The 15600-nt window shown below is 69.2% G+C and carries 13 protein-coding genes; 5 read left to right on the top strand and 8 right to left on the bottom strand.

Annotated features, from left to right (window positions below; all coding sequences use genetic code 11):
* The gene (locus HQ306_RS04035; protein WP_027504169.1) at window positions 1–867 is read left to right on the top strand and encodes an Fpg/Nei family DNA glycosylase; all 867 of its coding nucleotides are present in this window, start codon (window positions 1–3) and stop codon (window positions 865–867) included.
* 4 nt (window positions 868–871) lie between these two features.
* Here the strand turns inward: HQ306_RS04035 and HQ306_RS04030 are convergent, their stop codons facing one another.
* Window positions 872–2440, bottom strand: coding sequence for a carboxylesterase/lipase family protein (locus HQ306_RS04030; RefSeq protein WP_222627719.1), 1569 nt, complete (start codon window positions 2438–2440; stop codon window positions 872–874).
* Window positions 2441–2481: 41 nt separating this feature from the next.
* Between HQ306_RS04030 and HQ306_RS04025 the strand changes: the two genes are divergently transcribed.
* Window positions 2482–3075, top strand: a complete 594-nt coding sequence (locus HQ306_RS04025) for a molybdenum cofactor biosysynthesis protein (protein ID WP_222627717.1) — start codon at window positions 2482–2484, stop codon at window positions 3073–3075.
* Here the strand turns inward: HQ306_RS04025 and HQ306_RS04020 are convergent.
* On the bottom strand, window positions 3072–4511 hold the full coding sequence (locus tag HQ306_RS04020; protein WP_222627715.1) for an NAD(P)/FAD-dependent oxidoreductase: 1440 nt from the start codon (window positions 4509–4511) through the stop codon (window positions 3072–3074). The two genes, HQ306_RS04025 and HQ306_RS04020, sit on opposite strands and share 4 nt — an antisense overlap.
* A 47-nt stretch (window positions 4512–4558) precedes the next feature.
* Here HQ306_RS04020 and HQ306_RS04015 point away from each other — a divergent pair, with 47 nt between their 5' ends.
* Window positions 4559–5311: an SDR family oxidoreductase gene (locus HQ306_RS04015; RefSeq protein ID WP_222627713.1), complete on the top strand. Its 753-nt coding sequence runs from the start codon at window positions 4559–4561 to the stop codon at window positions 5309–5311.
* Here HQ306_RS04015 and HQ306_RS04010 read toward each other — a convergent pair whose 3' ends face one another.
* The 4 genes from HQ306_RS04010 to pgi form a co-directional block, all read right to left on the bottom strand.
* Window positions 5312–5557, bottom strand: a complete 246-nt coding sequence (locus HQ306_RS04010; protein WP_027504165.1) for a DUF2630 family protein — start codon at window positions 5555–5557, stop codon at window positions 5312–5314.
* A 41-nt stretch (window positions 5558–5598) separates the two neighbouring features.
* Entirely contained in the window at window positions 5599–6879 is a 1281-nt protein-coding gene (locus tag HQ306_RS04005) for a hypothetical protein (protein ID WP_222627711.1), read from the bottom strand.
* Window positions 6876–7637, bottom strand: coding sequence for a crotonase/enoyl-CoA hydratase family protein (locus HQ306_RS04000; protein ID WP_056447520.1), 762 nt, complete (start codon window positions 7635–7637; stop codon window positions 6876–6878). The genes HQ306_RS04005 and HQ306_RS04000 overlap by 4 nt, the downstream gene beginning before the upstream one ends.
* 165 nt (window positions 7638–7802) lie before the next feature.
* Window positions 7803–9446, bottom strand: coding sequence for a glucose-6-phosphate isomerase (gene pgi / locus HQ306_RS03995; protein ID WP_056446956.1), 1644 nt, complete (start codon window positions 9444–9446; stop codon window positions 7803–7805).
* Between the two features lie 143 nt (window positions 9447–9589).
* Here pgi and HQ306_RS03990 point away from each other — a divergent pair, with 143 nt between their 5' ends.
* Window positions 9590–11071 (top strand): NAD-dependent succinate-semialdehyde dehydrogenase, encoded by a 1482-nt coding sequence (locus HQ306_RS03990; RefSeq protein ID WP_222627709.1) that lies wholly within the window; start codon window positions 9590–9592, stop codon window positions 11069–11071.
* Between the two features lie 66 nt (window positions 11072–11137).
* Here HQ306_RS03990 and HQ306_RS03985 read toward each other — a convergent pair whose 3' ends face one another.
* Window positions 11138–11464 (bottom strand): chorismate mutase, encoded by a 327-nt coding sequence (locus tag HQ306_RS03985; RefSeq protein WP_027504161.1) that lies wholly within the window; start codon window positions 11462–11464, stop codon window positions 11138–11140.
* 299 nt (window positions 11465–11763) lie between these two features.
* On the opposite strand from HQ306_RS03985, the gene HQ306_RS03980 reads away from it, so the two are divergent.
* On the top strand, window positions 11764–14223 hold the full coding sequence (locus HQ306_RS03980) for a UvrD-helicase domain-containing protein (protein ID WP_056446962.1): 2460 nt from the start codon (window positions 11764–11766) through the stop codon (window positions 14221–14223).
* A gap of 78 nt (window positions 14224–14301) precedes the next feature.
* Here the strand turns inward: HQ306_RS03980 and HQ306_RS03975 are convergent, their stop codons facing one another.
* A complete protein-coding gene (locus HQ306_RS03975; RefSeq protein WP_027504159.1) occupies window positions 14302–15510 on the bottom strand; it encodes a M23 family metallopeptidase in 1209 nt (402 codons plus the stop codon).
* Window positions 15511–15600: the final 90 nt, after the last annotated feature.

Here is a 15600-nt window from a genome sequence, read left to right as displayed (position 1 = left end):
GTGCCGGAATTACCCGAGGTCGAGGCTCTCGCGGGCTTCCTCCGTGAGCATGCGCTGGGAGCGGTGATCGGGCGGATCGACGTGGCCGCGTTGAGCGTTCTCAAGACCTTCGACCCGCCGGTCACCGATCTGCAGGGCAAGGACGTCACGGGCGCGGCCCGGTGGGGCAAGCACCTCGGCATCGAGGCCGGCGGGCTCTGGCTCGTCACGCATCTGTCCCGCGGTGGCTGGCTGCGGTGGACGGACAATCCGTCGTCGGCGCCGCCCAAGCCGGGCAAGGGGCCGCTCGCACTCCGCGTCCATCTCTTCACGCCCGAGGGGCTCACCCCCGCGTTCGACCTCACCGAGGCGGGGACGCGCAAGCGGCTCGCCGTGTGGGTCGTGCGCGATCCGCAGGAGGTGCCCGGCATCGCCCGCCTGGGCCCGGACGCCCTCGCGGTGACGGAGCCGGAGTTCGCGGAACTACTCGCCCGCAAGAGTTCTCGGCTCAAGACCGCACTGGTGGATCAGCAACTGCTCGCCGGGATCGGCAATGCCTACAGCGACGAGATCCTGCACACCGCGAAGCTCTCGCCGTTCGCCACCACCGCCTCGCTCACCCCCGAGTCGGTGACGCTGCTGTGGACCACGATGCGCTCGGTCCTGCTCGACGCCGTCGCGCGGTCCGAGGGTCAGGACGCGGCACGGCTCAAGGGCGAGAAGCGGTCCGGTATGCGGGTGCACGCGCGGACGGGCATGCCCTGCCCGGTCTGCGGTGACACCGTGCGCGAGGTCTCCTACGTCGACCGGTCGTTCCAGTACTGCCCCACGTGCCAGACCGGCGGCCGGATTCTCGCCGACCGCCGTCTGTCCCGTCTCGTGAAGTAGCCGATCAGCGGAAGTCCTGCGACGACTCGTTCTCCGTACCGGCCGAGGATCCGGTCGGTGTGTCGTAGCCGCTGAAGCCCTCCCACGCGGCGCGACGGGATCCGAGCGGATCGTTCTCCATCCGCGTAGCGCTGTCGAAGATCCGAGTGGCGCGCCCGGGCACCTCGTACTGGGTCCAGTCCGCCTCGGGCGCACCGGTTCTCGCGAAGGCGAGCCACTGCTTCTGCACCTCGTCGGTGACAGCCACCGAGCTGCCCCAGTCGCCCAGGATCGCGAAGAACTTGCCGACGCGGGCGCGGTAGACGCCGAACACGGCGAACAGTTCGGAACCGTGCGTCGAGTACAGCTTCAGCAGGTCGAACAACCGCGGTGAGTAGTCGTAGCGGTACACGTAGGTGGGCGCGTGCTCGGTGTGCGCGTCCGCGATCTCCAGCGACGGTCGCCAGAAGGTGATGTCGCCGCCGAAGTCGATGGCGGACAGGCCCTTCGGGTATCCGGGGTACTCGGCGAGAATGCGATCCCTGGCCGACGGGTCGGTGTTCGCGAACAGGCGGTCGATGCGCTCGGCATTCGTGGGAAGGGCGTCGAGCCACTTGGGGAACAGGGTGCCCTCGTGCTCGTTGCTGCCGATGATCATCGGGACGGGATGCGCGCGGCCCGATCGGTACGCCTCGAGCGGCGCCTCCGGCACGTAGTCCCCGTCGACGCTGGGGCCGAACGGAATGAGCCCCGGAGTCTCCTTCAGGCTCTTCGAACCCAGCCGGTGAGCCGCCTTCAGCAGGTCGGCCACGTCGGCTCCCGCGAGCGTGTCGGCGGCGGTGTCCGGAGTGGCACCGAGCAACTCGACGAAGTCGCGTCCCCACTTCTCGCTACGGTCGGACGTGGCGACCATGCCCGGCGCCGAGCTCTGCGAGATGGCCTTGTGGAAGAGGCCCTTCGTGGCGGGCACGGTCGTCAACGTGGTGACCGCGTTGCCGCCGGCCGATTCGCCGAAGATGGTGACGTTGTCCGGATCGCCGCCGAATGCGGCGATGTTGCGCTGGACCCACTGCAGCGCGGCGACCTGGTCCCGCAGCCCGAGATTGCTGTCGAAGGTCCGGTCGGGCGTCGAGAACTGTCGGAAGTCGAGGTACCCGAGGGCGCCGAGCCGGTAGTTGAGCGAGACGTAGACGATGTCGCCGCGGCGGACCAGCGACGTGCCCGAGTACATGGAGGTGGCCGACGTTCCCAGCGTGTAGGCGCCGCCGTGGATGAACACCATGACGGGGCGGGGGCCGGCGGGCGTGGTGGCCGGCGCGCTGACGTTCAGCGTCAGGCAGTCCTCGCTGGTGCCCTGTCCCTTGATGGGACCGATGGGGGAGCGGCCCGAGTCCTGGACCGCCGCGTCACCCCAGCGGGTGGCGTCCCGGACGCCCTCCCATGCCGTCGGCGGCTGCGGTGCGCGCAACCGCAGCGGTCCGACCGGCGGCTGCGCGTACGGGATGCCCCGCCACTGCGCGATACCGCGCGCGACGAATCCGCGGACCCGCCCCTCGCTCGTGGTGATCTCTGTCGAAAAGTCTCCCTGCCCCATCCGGCCGACTATACGGAGAGCCGAGTGAGCACACTCGGGGTATGACGTTCACCTGTCCCATCGAGATCGTGCAGCTTCTCGTGTCTCCGTCACATGCCTACTTCGGTCGCAGCAAGGACGGGCCCGCCGCCGACGTACGCACGCAGCTGCCGTCGTCCGTCGAGGTGGTGACCGGGAAGGGCATCCGGGGCGACCGGTTCTTCGGCGTCCAGGCGCACACCGAGGCGGCGATCACGTTCCTGGCCGTCGAGGCGTGGGAGACGGCGGTCGCCGAGGCGAACGCCCTGCACCCGGACGAGGAGCCGTGGGACGGGGACGTGAGCGTGGCCCGCCGCAACATCGTCGTGCGTGGACTCGAACTCGACCCGCTCCGGGGCGAGGACTTCGTCATCGACACCGGTGACGGCCCGGTGCTCCTGCGTGGGGGGCGCCCCGCGCACCCGTGCGCGTGGATGGACAGCATGGTGGTGGACGGCACCCGCAAGGCGTTGATCGGACGCGGTGGTCTGCGCACCGCGCCGATCAGCTCGGGCACGCTGCGAGTCGGACCCGGTGTCGTGATCTCCCCGGTCCCACTCGACCCCGAGCGAGCAGCACTGTCCGTACGGCGCGCCCAGCCGCTGCCGCGCGGCTAGCTTCCGCTGCGAGCGGCCTCGAGCAGACGCAACCACACCTCGCTCATCGTCGGGTAGGACGGGACCGCGTGCCACAGGGTCTCCAGCGGGACGCGGCCGACCACCGCGATGGTGGCCGCGTGCAGGAGTTCCGCGACGCCCTGGCCGACCAGCGTGAATCCGACGATCACGTCGCTCGACGTGTCGATCACCATCGACGCGTGTCCGGCGAAGTCGTCCTGGCGCAGGGAGCTTCCCGCGACGGCGATGTCCATCTCGACCACCCGCACCGGCAGACCGGCGGCCCGCGCCTTCTTCTCGGTGAGGCCCACCGACGCCACCTCGGGGGTGGTGAAGACGACCTGGGGCACCTGGCCGTGGTCGGCACTCGCCCGGAACCTGCTGCCGTCGATCGATCGACCCTCGGCGCGCGCGGCGATGACGTCGCCGCACACGCGTCCCTGGTACTTGCCCATGTGGGTGAGCAGGGCGCGACCGTTGACGTCGCCCACCGCGTAGAGCCACTCGTCCTTCGCCGTCAGATGGTCGTCGACGGCGATCGAGTCCCCGGTGGGGAGGCCCACCGCGTCGAGCCCCAGGTCCTTGGTGGCCGGCCGTCGGCCGGCGGCGACCAGGATCTCGTCGACCTCGAGTGTGTCGTCGCCGATCGTCACCGAGGCGGGCCCACCGTGGAGGTGGCCGTACCCGGTGTCCTGCGCATCGGGCCGCGACACCGTGGCGACTTGCGACTCGAACAGGATGCGCGCACCCGCGGCGGTCAGAGCGTCGGCCACCGCCGCCCCGGCGAACGGCTCCGATCCGGCCAGCAGCGAGGTTCCGCGCACGATCATCGTGACCTCGGCGCCGAGGGCCAGCAACCATGTCGCCGACTCGCAGGCGACGACGCCCCCGCCGATCACGATGATCCGCTCCGGCACCTCGTGCAGGTTGGTCGAGTCGCGGGAAATCCACGGAAGTGCTTCGCGCAGTCCGGGAATCGGCGGCACCGTGGCCGTGGTGCCGGTCGCGAGGACCACCGCGTGCCGAGCGCGCAGGACCCGATCGCCCACTGTCACCTCGCGCTCGCCGGACACCCGGCCGTGACCGCGCACGACGTGGATGTTCGCGCCCTCGGCCCACGACACCTGGGAGGAGTCGTCGAGCCCGTGGGTGAAGCTCTCGCGGCGGGCGAACACCGCGTCGACGTCGAGTCGTGCGTCGCCGACGATCTCGCGGACCCCGGGCATCGCCCGGGCCTGGTTCAGCACGGAGGCGGGCAGGAGCAACGCCTTGCTGGGCATGCAGGCCCAGTACGAGCACTCACCGCCCACCAGTTCGTGCTCGACGATGGCGGCGGTGCGATCACTGCCCGCGATCGCGTACTGCGCCGCGTTCTCGCCGACGGGCCCTCCGCCGATCACGATGACGTCGTACTCGTCGGTGCTGCTGTCGCTCACTGATCCTCCAGAGTTCTGAGTGGGTCGTGGTGGCTAGTGTGTGCCCGATGGGGAGACAGAAGATCGTGATCACCGGGGCCAGTTCGGGTCTGGGCGAGGAGATGGCGCGGCGGTTCGCGGCGATGGGCCGCGACGTGGGGCTGTGTGCCCGGCGGGTGGACCGGCTCGAGGCCATGCGCGCCGAGCTCACCGCCCGGCATCCGGACATCACCGTGGCGGTCGCCGCGATGGACGTGACGGATCACGAGTCGGTGGTGTCGGGGATCGACGCGCTGCGGGAGACACTCGGCGGGCTCGACCGCGTGATCGTGAACGCCGGTCTCGGGAAGGGCGCGAGGCTCGGCACCGGCCGCGCGGACGCCAACCTCGAGACCGCACGTACCAACTTCGTCGGAGTGGTGTCCCAGGTCGAGGCAGCGCTGGCGGTGTTCCGTGAGCAGAATGCCGGTCACCTCGTCCTCGTGTCGTCGGTGAGTGCCGATCGCGGACTACCCGGATCCAAGGCTGTGTACTCCGCGTCGAAGGCGGGAGTCTCGGCACTCGGCGAGGCGCTGGTCGCCGAACTCCGCCGCACACCCATCGCGGTCACCACGGTGCTGCCCGGATATGTCGCCACCGACATGTCCTCCCGCGCCGGAGACGCCGGTCGACTGATGTCCTCACTCGACGACGGCGTCTCCGCGATGGTCGCGGCCATCGAGAAGGAGGTCACGCGCTCCGCGCTGCCGGGCCTCACCTGGAAGGCGATCGACGTCGTGTTGCGCGTGCTCCCTCGTCGACTCACGGACGGGCTCGTCTAGCTACTGCAGGTAGTTCTCGACCTGTGAGACGGACTGCGCCTCGGCGTCGTCGGGGGAGAGTCCGGCGTCCTTCTTGGCGCGCCGCTGACGCAGCAGGTCCCAGCACTGGTCGAGTGCCTTCTCGAGCTGGTCGAGCTGCGCCCGCTCCTCGCTCGGATCGAGCTCGCCTGCTTCGGTGCGCGAACGCAACTCGTGCTCGGTGTCGACCAGGTCCTTGATCTTCGCGTAGATGTCGGTCTCACTCATGAACGCACTCACCTCTCTGAAGTCGGTGATGTTCACCGTACTCACCAGAAGTCGGGTGTGAGGTGGTGATGCCCGAGTGCCGTCGCGATCGCGTCGCGAACCTGCTCCACCGAGTGCGCCGCCGCAGGATCGGTGACCACCACCGACAGCGTGTAGGCGTGATCGTGGCGGCAGAGATAGGCCGACAGGATGGTCGGCGACGCGGCGGACTGCTCGTGTCGGAGTCCCGGGTGGATCGCCCGCGCGGCGACGCGCACCGCGGGGCGGCCGCCGATGGTGCGCACCGCCTCGGGAAGCGGGCCGATGTTGGAGCACAGAGCATCTCGCCGGCCCGTCGACGGCGCGAGGAGCGCGGCGGCGCGTTCGGGGACCACGTGCAGCAACTCGTCGGGGAAGCCCGCGGGACCGGTCAGCGGGCTTCGGTACGCCGTCTTCGCGCGTCGACGGATGTCGGCCAGTGAGTCGGATTCCGTGATGCGGACCGCCGTCACCGAGATCGCGTTGGCGCCGCCGGCCTCGACCTTCATCGGGACGCCGAGCAGGACGGACCCGTCGGTGTCGCCGGACGTGCCCGAACATCTCAACGTCGCGACGACGGCCGCGACGACGGACAGGAACACCACGTTCGGAGTGCCCGCTCCGTCGGCGGCGACCCGATCCCACTGCGTCGCTTCGACATCGGTGCTCACGGACAGCGCTTCCCACGCGTCGGGACGGGCCGGCGCAGGAGTTCCGGTCCTCGACGCCTGCAGGTACTGCATCAGTTCGGCGCGCCGGGCGCGACTGACGGCGAGCGCGGAGACGGCCACGGCGGTGCGGCCGACGACGGTCGACAGTGTGGCCAGTGCATCGGCGGTGTCGGTGGTGCCGTCGTCCGGGGCGATCGGGTCCGGGACGCCGGACAGCGCCGCCGCTGCTGCGTCGATGAGTCCGCGTGCGTCGGCGATGACGTGGGAGCACACCAACGAGACGGCGGTTCCGTTCCCGCAGGGCGCCGCGGTCAGACGCCAGCCCGGTCCGTACTCGGGGTCGAGCGAGACGTCGGCGCCCGACTCGGCCCAGCGGACCGGGTCGTCGGTCGGCTCCGTCCACCGGACGCCGGGGCGCCCCGATGCCCGGACCCAGCGCCGACGCGCGCCGGGCAGACGCGAGCTGACGATCCGCACACCCAGACGACCCTCGGCGAGCCGGGCGTCGATCAGGTCGAGAGCGCCGGGGGTGATGGGCTCCTCGGTGACCCAGAGGCCCTGCATCGCAACGGGTATGCCGAAGCCTCGATGTGTGCGGAGGAAGATCTCGTCGACGACGGAGAGGCGAGTCACTCGAGCGGTGCTCCGTGTCGCCCGGCGCCGGACGCAAACTTCTGTGCGCCGTCGAACGCGTCGACGAGCGAGGTGGCACCGTGCCGGAACTCGTTCGCCATCGCCGCGCGGTGGTCCAGGCCCTCCTGCTCGAGCGACGACAGTCGGTCGCCGCGCAGGCACGCCTGCGGGAACTCGGCCAGGGACGCGGCTAGTTCCTCCGCGGCAGCGCGGCAGGTGCCCGTGGGGACGACCCGGTTGGCGAGTCCGAACGTCAGCGCTTCCTGCGCGTCGACGGCACGCCCGGTGAGGATCATGTCCATCGCCCGCGACGTACCGATCGCCCGCGGCAATCGCACCGTTCCGCCGTCGATCAGCGGCACACCCCAGCGCCGACAGAACACACCGAACACGGCGTCCTCGTCGGCGACGCGCAGGTCGCACCACAGCGCGAGTTCGAGACCGCCGGCGACCGCATGGCCGGACACCGCGGCGATGACAGGCTTGGACAGTTCCATGCGTGTGGGCCCCATCGGCCCGTCACCGTGCTCGGTCGCCACGTTCGAGCGCTCGGTGCCCAGTGCCTTGAGGTCGGCACCGGCGCAGAAGGTTCCGCCGTCTCCCCACAGCACCGCGACCGATGCCGTCGGATCCGCGTCGAACTCCTCGAAGGCCTCCACCAGAGCGGCCGCCGTCGGACCGTCCACGGCATTGCGTGCCTCGGGTCGGTGGAGGATCACCGTGACCACCGGACCTCGGCGTTCGATCCGCACGTTCATGGTTCGACCGTACCGCTGCCACGCCCGGTTGTGGTTGTTCACGAGGCCGCCGAAGAAAGTTCGCCCGATGTGTAACGCCCGGACGGGTGGCGGCGACATGGTGTGTGAGACCGTGCCGGTCCGTCAGACCCCCGACCCGACGGACCGGCGCGGTCTCGCTGTACGTCAGCGTCCGCGTTCGCTGCGGTACCAGTCGATCAGCGCACTCGTCGACGAATCGAGGTCCGCGCCCGGGCCGTCCGCATCGGTCAGCACCGGCGTCAGCTCCTGCGCCTGGGTCTTGCCCAGCTCGACTCCCCACTGGTCGAACGAGTCGATGCCGAAGATGACGCCCTCGACGAAGACCTGATGTTCGTAGAGGGCGATGAGCTGACCCACCACCGAAGGCGTGAGTTTCGGCGCGAGGATCGACGTCGACGGGCGGTTGCCCGGCATCACCTTGTGCGGCACGATGTCCGCGTCCGTGCCCTCGGCGGCGATCTCCTCCGCCGTCTTGCCGAAGGCCAACACCTTGGTCTGGGCGAAGTAGTTGCTCATGAGCAGGTCGTGCATGCTGCCCGTGCCGTCCGCGGTGGGAAGATCGTCCGTCGGCTCGGCGAAGCCGATGAAGTCAGCCGGCACGAGTCGTGTTCCCTGGTGCAGCAATTGGTAGAAGGCGTGCTGGCCGTTGGTTCCGGGCTCGCCCCAGAAGATCTCGCCGGTGTCCGTCGTGACGGGCGTTCCGTCGGCCCTCACCGACTTGCCGTTCGACTCCATGGTGAGCTGCTGCAGGTAGGCGGCGAACCGGTTCAGATCGTTCGAGTACGGCAGCACCGCCCGGGACTGCGCGCCGAAGAAGCTGGAGTACCAGACGCCCAGCGTGCCCAGCAGGATCGGCGCGTTGGACTCGAGCGGCGCCTCGCGGAAGTGCTGGTCGATCAGGTGGAAGCCCTCGAGGAAGTCCGCGAACGCCTCGCGGCCGACGGCGAGCATCACCGACAGACCGATGGCGGAATCGACCGAGTAGCGGCCGCCGACCCAGTCCCAGAAGCCGAACATGTTCGCGGTGTCGATGCCGAAGTTCGACACCTTCTCCGCATTGGTGGACACCGCGACGAAGTGCTGGGCGACGGCGTCGTCACCGAGTGCGGCCGTGAGCCATCGCCGGGCGGCCGTGGCGTTGGTCAGCGTCTCGAGTGTGCCGAAGGTCTTGGAGGCGACGATGAACAGCGTCGACGCCGGGTCCAGGTCGGCGAGGGTGCCGACGAGATCGGCCGGGTCGACGTTCGAGACGAAGCGCGCCGAGATGCCCGCGTCGGCGTAGTGCCGCAGAGCCTGGTACACCATCACCGGACCCAGGTCGGAGCCGCCGATCCCGATGTTGACGACGGTGCGGATCCGCTCACCGGTGGCGCCGGTCCACGCGCCGGATCGCACTCGATCGCTGAAATCGCCCATCCGCGTGAGGACCTCGTGCACGTCGGCCACCACGTCCTGGCCGTCGACCTCGAGTGACGCGTCCGACGGCAGACGCAGCGCGGTGTGCAGCACGGCCCGGTTCTCGGAGGTGTTGATGTGCTCGCCCGCGAACATGGCGTCCCGACGCCCGGTGACGTCCGCTGCGCGTGCGAGGTCGAGCAGCAGTTCGAGCGTCTGCCGCTCGACCCGGTGCTTGCTGTAGTCGATGTACAGGTCGCCCGCGGTGACGGTCAGCTCGCTCCCACGCGACGGATCGTCGGCGAAGAAGTCACGGAGGTGGCGATCGGCCACGGCCTCGTGATGCGAGACGAGCTCGGTCCAGGCTTCGGTGCTCGTGATGTCGGCGCTCATGAGCCCTGACCCTAATCGCTGGGCACCCGAGCCGCTGAGACATGCGATCGCCGTGCGGGAGTGCGTGACGAGTCCCGCCCCACGGGGTAGACAGTCGGTACCACCGGGCGACCCGGCGAGCAGCGACGAGGAGTGCGAGAGACGTGAGCGAAGGAACGAGCAGCGCAGCGACGACCCGGGAGAAGGACCTGATCGCGTCCGTCCCCACGAAGTTGTGGATCGGAGGCAAGCAGGTCGACGCGGAGAACGGCGCCACGTTCCCGGTTCGGGATCCCTCGACGGGGGAGGTGCTCACCGAGGTCTCGGACGCGAGTCCCGCCGACGCCGCACGCGCGCTCGACGAGGCCGTCGCGGTGCAGAAGTCCTGGGCCGCCACCCCGGCGCGACAGCGCGGCGAGATCCTGCGGGCGGTCTTCGAGTCGATCACCGAGCACGCCGACGACATCGCACTGCTCATGACGCTGGAGATGGGCAAGGCCTTCGCCGAGAGTCAGGCCGAGGTGAAGTACGGCGGAGAGTTCTTCCGCTGGTTCTCCGAGGAGGCGGTCCGCATCGCGGGGCGGTACACGCCGGCGCCCGCGGGCAACGGCCGGATTCTGGTGACCAAGCAGCCCGTCGGCCCGGTGCTGGCGATCACGCCGTGGAACTTCCCGCTGGCGATGGGCACCCGCAAGATCGGGCCCGCACTCGCGGCGGGATGCACGATCCTGGTGAAGCCCGCCTCGGAGACTCCGCTGACGATGCTCTACCTGGCGAAGCTCATCTCCGAGGCCGGGCTGCCCGAGGGCGTGCTGTCGGTACTGCCGACGTCGAAGTCCAGCGCTGTCACCGGGCCGTTGATCGACGATCCTCGACTGCGCAAGTTGACCTTCACCGGCTCCACCGAGGTGGGGCGGATGCTCGTGGAGAAGTCGTCGAAGACTCTGCTGCGGACGTCGATGGAGCTGGGCGGCAATGCGCCCTTCGTCGTGTTCGACGACGCGGACATCGACGCCGCCGTCGAGGGGGCGATGCTCGCCAAGATGCGCAACGGCGGCGAGGCCTGCACGGCCGCCAATCGGTTCCACGTGCAGAACTCGGTCAAGGACGAGTTCGTCGCCAAGGTGACCGAGAAGATGCGCGCCATGACGGTCGGGCGGGGCAGTGATCCGGACACGAAGCTCGGACCGCTGATCAACGAGGAGCAGCGTGACACGGTGGCCGAACTCGTCGACGACGCGGCGTCCAAGGGCGCGACCGTCGCTCTCGGCGGCACTGCGGAGGACGGGCCGGGCTGGTTCTACCCCGCCACCGTGCTGACCGACGTGCCCGGCGACGCCCGAATTCTGAGCGAGGAGGTCTTCGGACCGGTGCTCGCGGTGCGCGGCTTCGAGACCGAGGAGGACGGCATCGCTGCGGCGAACGACACCGAGTTCGGCCTGGCCGCGTACATCTTCACGCGGGATCTGGACCGGGCGCTGCGCGTGGCGGAGGCCGTGGAGACCGGCATGGTGGGTGTCAATCGCGGGGTGATCTCCGACGCGGCCGCACCCTTCGGTGGGATCAAGGCGTCGGGATTCGGTCGCGAGGGCGGAAGCGAGGGGATCGAGGAGTACCTCGAGACCAAGTACATCGCCCTGCAGTGATGCGGTGAGGCACGGGAACCGCCCGTCGTCTGGGCGGTTCCCGGTCGAGCTCTACGAGCGGTGGACTCAGTGTCCGAGGCGGCCGCGGCCCAGGCGGAGCAGGAGCATGGCCAGCGTGTGACCCTCCTGGCCGAGGTCGCTGAAGCGCTGGAGGACCTTCATCTCGCGGCTGTGGACGAGGCGGGGTCCGCCCTGTGCCATCCGCGTCTGACCGATGGTGCGGGAGACCTCGGAGCGGCGCTTCACGGCGGCGAGGATCTCGGCATCGAGGCGGTCGATCTCCTTGCGGAGCTCGTCGATCTCGGCTTCGGACGTCGGCAGGTTCGCGTCGTCGGCGTGATCGTTCGACTCGGACGATGCCGATGCTGCGGTGGTGTGAATCGCTGTGCTCATATCAACTCCTCGTGTCAGAACGTGTGTCGCTCTGCTCTCACGTTCTGTTACGCGATTTCCACGAATTTCCGCGGAAGTCACGAAACGCCTGGTCACTACGGTCGGGTGCAGTCGGTGTGATGCCGTTCGCCGGTCGAGCCCGGGCAAGAGTATGCCCGTGTCACTCCCCACGTAAAGAAGGAGCAATTGCAGATCGGCGTGATACGGCGAGCGGCAGAACTCCGACACGACAGGGATTCGGCGCCCACGGCCCGAGTGATGGTGTCGGTGTCGGTGACCGCCGGTAATCTGGACGGACGATGAACACACAGTCACCCGCACGTGCCACCAGGTCCTCGGACCAGCTCCTCGAGGGCCTCAATCCCCAGCAGCGCGAGGCAGTGATGCACTCGGGGGGACCGTTGCTCATCGTGGCGGGCGCCGGTTCGGGCAAGACCGCGGTGTTGACCCGTCGCATCGCGTATCTCCTGGCAGAGAGAGATGTCACACCCGGCCAGGTCCTCGCGATCACGTTCACCAACAAGGCCGCGGCGGAGATGCGGGAACGCGTCGTCCAGTTGGTCGGGCCGCGGGCCAACTTCATGTGGGTGAGCACGTTCCACTCGAGCTGCGTGCGGATCCTCCGGAGCCAGGCGGCGCTGCTCCCCGGCCTCAACTCGAACTTCTCCATCTACGACGCGGACGACTCGCGTCGGCTCCTCACGATGATCGGCAAGGATCTGCAGCTCGATCCGAAGAAGTTCTCGTCGCGTCTGCTGGCGACGCAGATCTCCAATCTGAAGAACGAGCTGATCGATCCGGACCAGGCCGTCGCCGACGCGGAGAAGGAGCCGGCCGAGCTGCCGGCCGTCATCGCGAAGGTCTACGGCCACTACCAGCAGCGTCTGCGGGCGGCCAACGCGTTCGACTTCGACGATCTCATCGGCGAGACGGTGGCACTGCTGCAGAGCCATCCGGACGTCGCCGAGTACTACCGGCGCCGCTTCCGCCACGTCCTCGTCGACGAGTACCAGGACACCAACCACGCGCAGTACATGCTGGTGCGCGAGTTGGTGGGTACCGGAACGACGGCGGAGGGCGACGTCGCGGCGGTTCCCCCGAGCGAACTGTGCGTGGTGGGTGACGCGGACCAGTCGATCTACGCGTTCCGCGGCGCGACCATCCGCAACATCGAGGAGTTCGAGCGCGACTATCCGGACGCGCGGACCATCCTGCTCGAGCAGAACTACCGGTCCACCCAGACCATCCTGGCGGCCGCCAACGCCGTCATCGCGCGCAACACCAACCGCCGTGACAAGCGGCTGTGGACGGACACCGGCGACGGCGATCCGATCATCGGCTACGTGGCGGACAACGAGCACGACGAGGCCAAGTTCGTGGCGTCGGAGATCGATCGGCTGGTCGACGGCACCGACTACAAGTACTCCGACGTCGCGGTGTTCTACCGGACCAACAACTCCTCGCGCGCGCTCGAGGAGATCTTCATCCGCCTCGGTCTGCCCTACAAGGTGGTGGGCGGTGTGCGCTTCTACGAGCGCAAGGAGGTACGCGACGTGGTCGCGTACCTCCGCGTGCTGGCCAATCCGGACGACACGGTGAGCATGCGGCGCATCCTCAACACCCCGCGCCGCGGCATCGGCGATCGTGCCGAGGCCTGTGTCGCCGTGCACGCCGAGCGGAAGAACATCAGCTTCAACGCCGCGCTCCTCGATGCCGCGGCCGGCTCCGTGGCGCTGCTCAACACGCGCGCGCAGAACGCCATCGCGTCGTTCATGGAGATGATCGGCGAGCTGCGGGCCACCATGAACGCCACCGATGCCGACGGAAACGACGTCGCGGACATCGGCGACATCGTCGAGGCGGTGCTCGACCGCACGCGGTATCGCGCCGAACTCGAGGCCAGCTCGGATCCCCAGGACGGCGCTCGCCTCGACAACCTCAACGAACTGGTCAGCGTGGCCCGCGAGTTCAGTGCCGACGCACGCAACCTTCAGGGCATCGAGGATCTCGAGGTGGGGGTCGACATCAACGCGGACCTCGACGTCGCGTCCGCAGAACCCGAGGACACCGACGGTGTGGCCGAGCCGGGTTCGCTCGCCGCCTTCCTCGAGCGGGTCTCGCTGGTGGCCGACACCGACCAGATCCCGGACAACGGCGACGGCGTCGTCACGCTCATGACGCTGCACACGGCCAAGGGGCTCGAGTTCCCGGTCGTGTTCGTCACCGGGTGGGAGGACGGCCAGTTCCCGCACATGCGAGCGCTCGGTGATCCTGCGGAGTTGTCCGAGGAGCGTCGACTCGCCTACGTGGGCATCACGCGTGCGCGGCACCGGCTCTACCTCACTCGCGCGATCATGCGCTCGGCGTGGGGGCAGCCCATCAACAACCCCGAATCGCGCTTCCTGCAAGAGGTTCCGCAGCATCTCATCGACTGGAAACGGGAGGATCCCGGCGTCGGCAGCGGGTTCGGTTCCAGTGGTGGCTCGGGGCGCCAGCGCGACTGGACGTCGAATCCCCGTGGTGGATGGTCCGGTGGGTCGTCGCCGTCGGCCACCCCGACACCCAGCTTCGGCAAGGCCCGGTCCAACAACACCCTGACGCTCGCCGTGGGTGATCGCGTGAGCCACGACAAGTACGGTCTCGGGACCGTCGTCGAGTCCGAGGGATCAGGTCAGCGTGCGATGGTGCTGATCGACTTCGGCACGTCCGGTCGAGTGAAGATGATGCTCATCGGCGGAGTGCCGATGACCAAGCTGTGAGAGGGCACGGAAGAAAGGTCCGGCGCCACCGTGCATGACGGTGACGCCGGACCTTCGACGTTGTGGAGGTGTGGGAACTCAGTCGCGCTCGGGGCCGAGAGCGATACCGCGGGACGCCAACCAGGGGAGCGGGTCGATCTTGTTGTCGCCCGTGAGGTGGACCTCGAAGTGGAGGTGCGGGCCGGTGGACTGGCCGCGGTTGCCCATCTTGGCGATCTCGTCGCCGGCCATGACCGTCTGGCCCACCTGGACCTCGGACGAATCGATGTGGCCGTACACGGTGATGGTGCCGTCGGCGTGCTGCAACCGGACCCACAGTCCGAAGCCGGCCGCGGGGCCCGAGTCGATGACGGTGCCGTCGGCCACGGCGTACACCGGCGTGCCGATGGCGTTGGCGATGTCCACGCCGGCGTGCAGCGTGCCCCACCGCGAGCCGAAGCCGGAGGTGTAGGTGCCGAGCGCGGGCAGTGCGAAGAGGGGACGCCGTGCAGCGGCCTCGCGAGCCTCGCGCTCCTCGCTGAAGCGCTGGCCCTTCGCCAGGAGCTCCGAGAACTGGCCCAGGTCGACCGGTGCGGCGATGTTGAGGATCTGCGGTGCCGCGGACGTGGAGGGGGCCGTGACGGGCGCTCCGGTCGACGTGGCGGTGGGCACCGAGTCGACGTGCGCGGCCGGCTGGTCCGCGACGATGCCGGCGGCGGTGGAGCTGTCGACGATTCCTGCGGACGCGGCAGCTGCCGGGGCCTGGCCGGCGGCCAGCGCGTACTCGGAGGTCTCGGTGCGCTCGGCGGGCTGCGCGTTGTCGATCGCGGCCTGGCCGGCAGCGACGACCGCACCTGCGGCCACGGCGACGACAGCGACGCGTCCCTTGAGGGCGGACGGCGGAGCGGGGATGCGGTGGGCGCCGCTGCGCTTGACGGCGATCTCGTCCGCGATGGCAGCCGAGGTCACCGACGGTGCTGCCCCGGCCGGAGCGGTGACGAGGAAGGACGTCGCCGGTACCGAGCGGCGGCGGCGCGTGGGCGCATCGCCGAGGGGGGCCGGGGTGTACGCGGGCGCGGACGCCACGTAGTCGCTGGACTCGTGCGCACGGTCCCAGGGGGACGATGCTGCATCGGTCGAGAGGGCTTCGAGGGGGCCGGTGTCGGTCAGATGACCGTCCGCCGGCGTGAACACGGTGGTGTCGTGCTCGAACTGCTGGGCCTCGTACTGCTGGGAATCGAACCGACTGTCGTCGGTGGCGTCCGAGACGAAGCGTGAGCGTGTGAACGGAGTTCGGTGGTGCTGCAAGACCTGCCGTCCTCCTGATTCGTGACCTACCCGTGATGTGGAACCTCGTGGACGGTAACGAAATGGTCGCGGCGGGCGCAAGCCAAACGG

Origin of the sequence: Rhodococcus sp. BP-160, from assembly GCF_019836205.1 — a bacterium.
Taxonomy (GTDB): domain Bacteria; phylum Actinomycetota; class Actinomycetes; order Mycobacteriales; family Mycobacteriaceae; genus Rhodococcoides.
The sequence above is the reverse complement of the archived record's forward strand: the minus strand, read 5'-3'. Positions and strand labels throughout refer to the sequence as shown.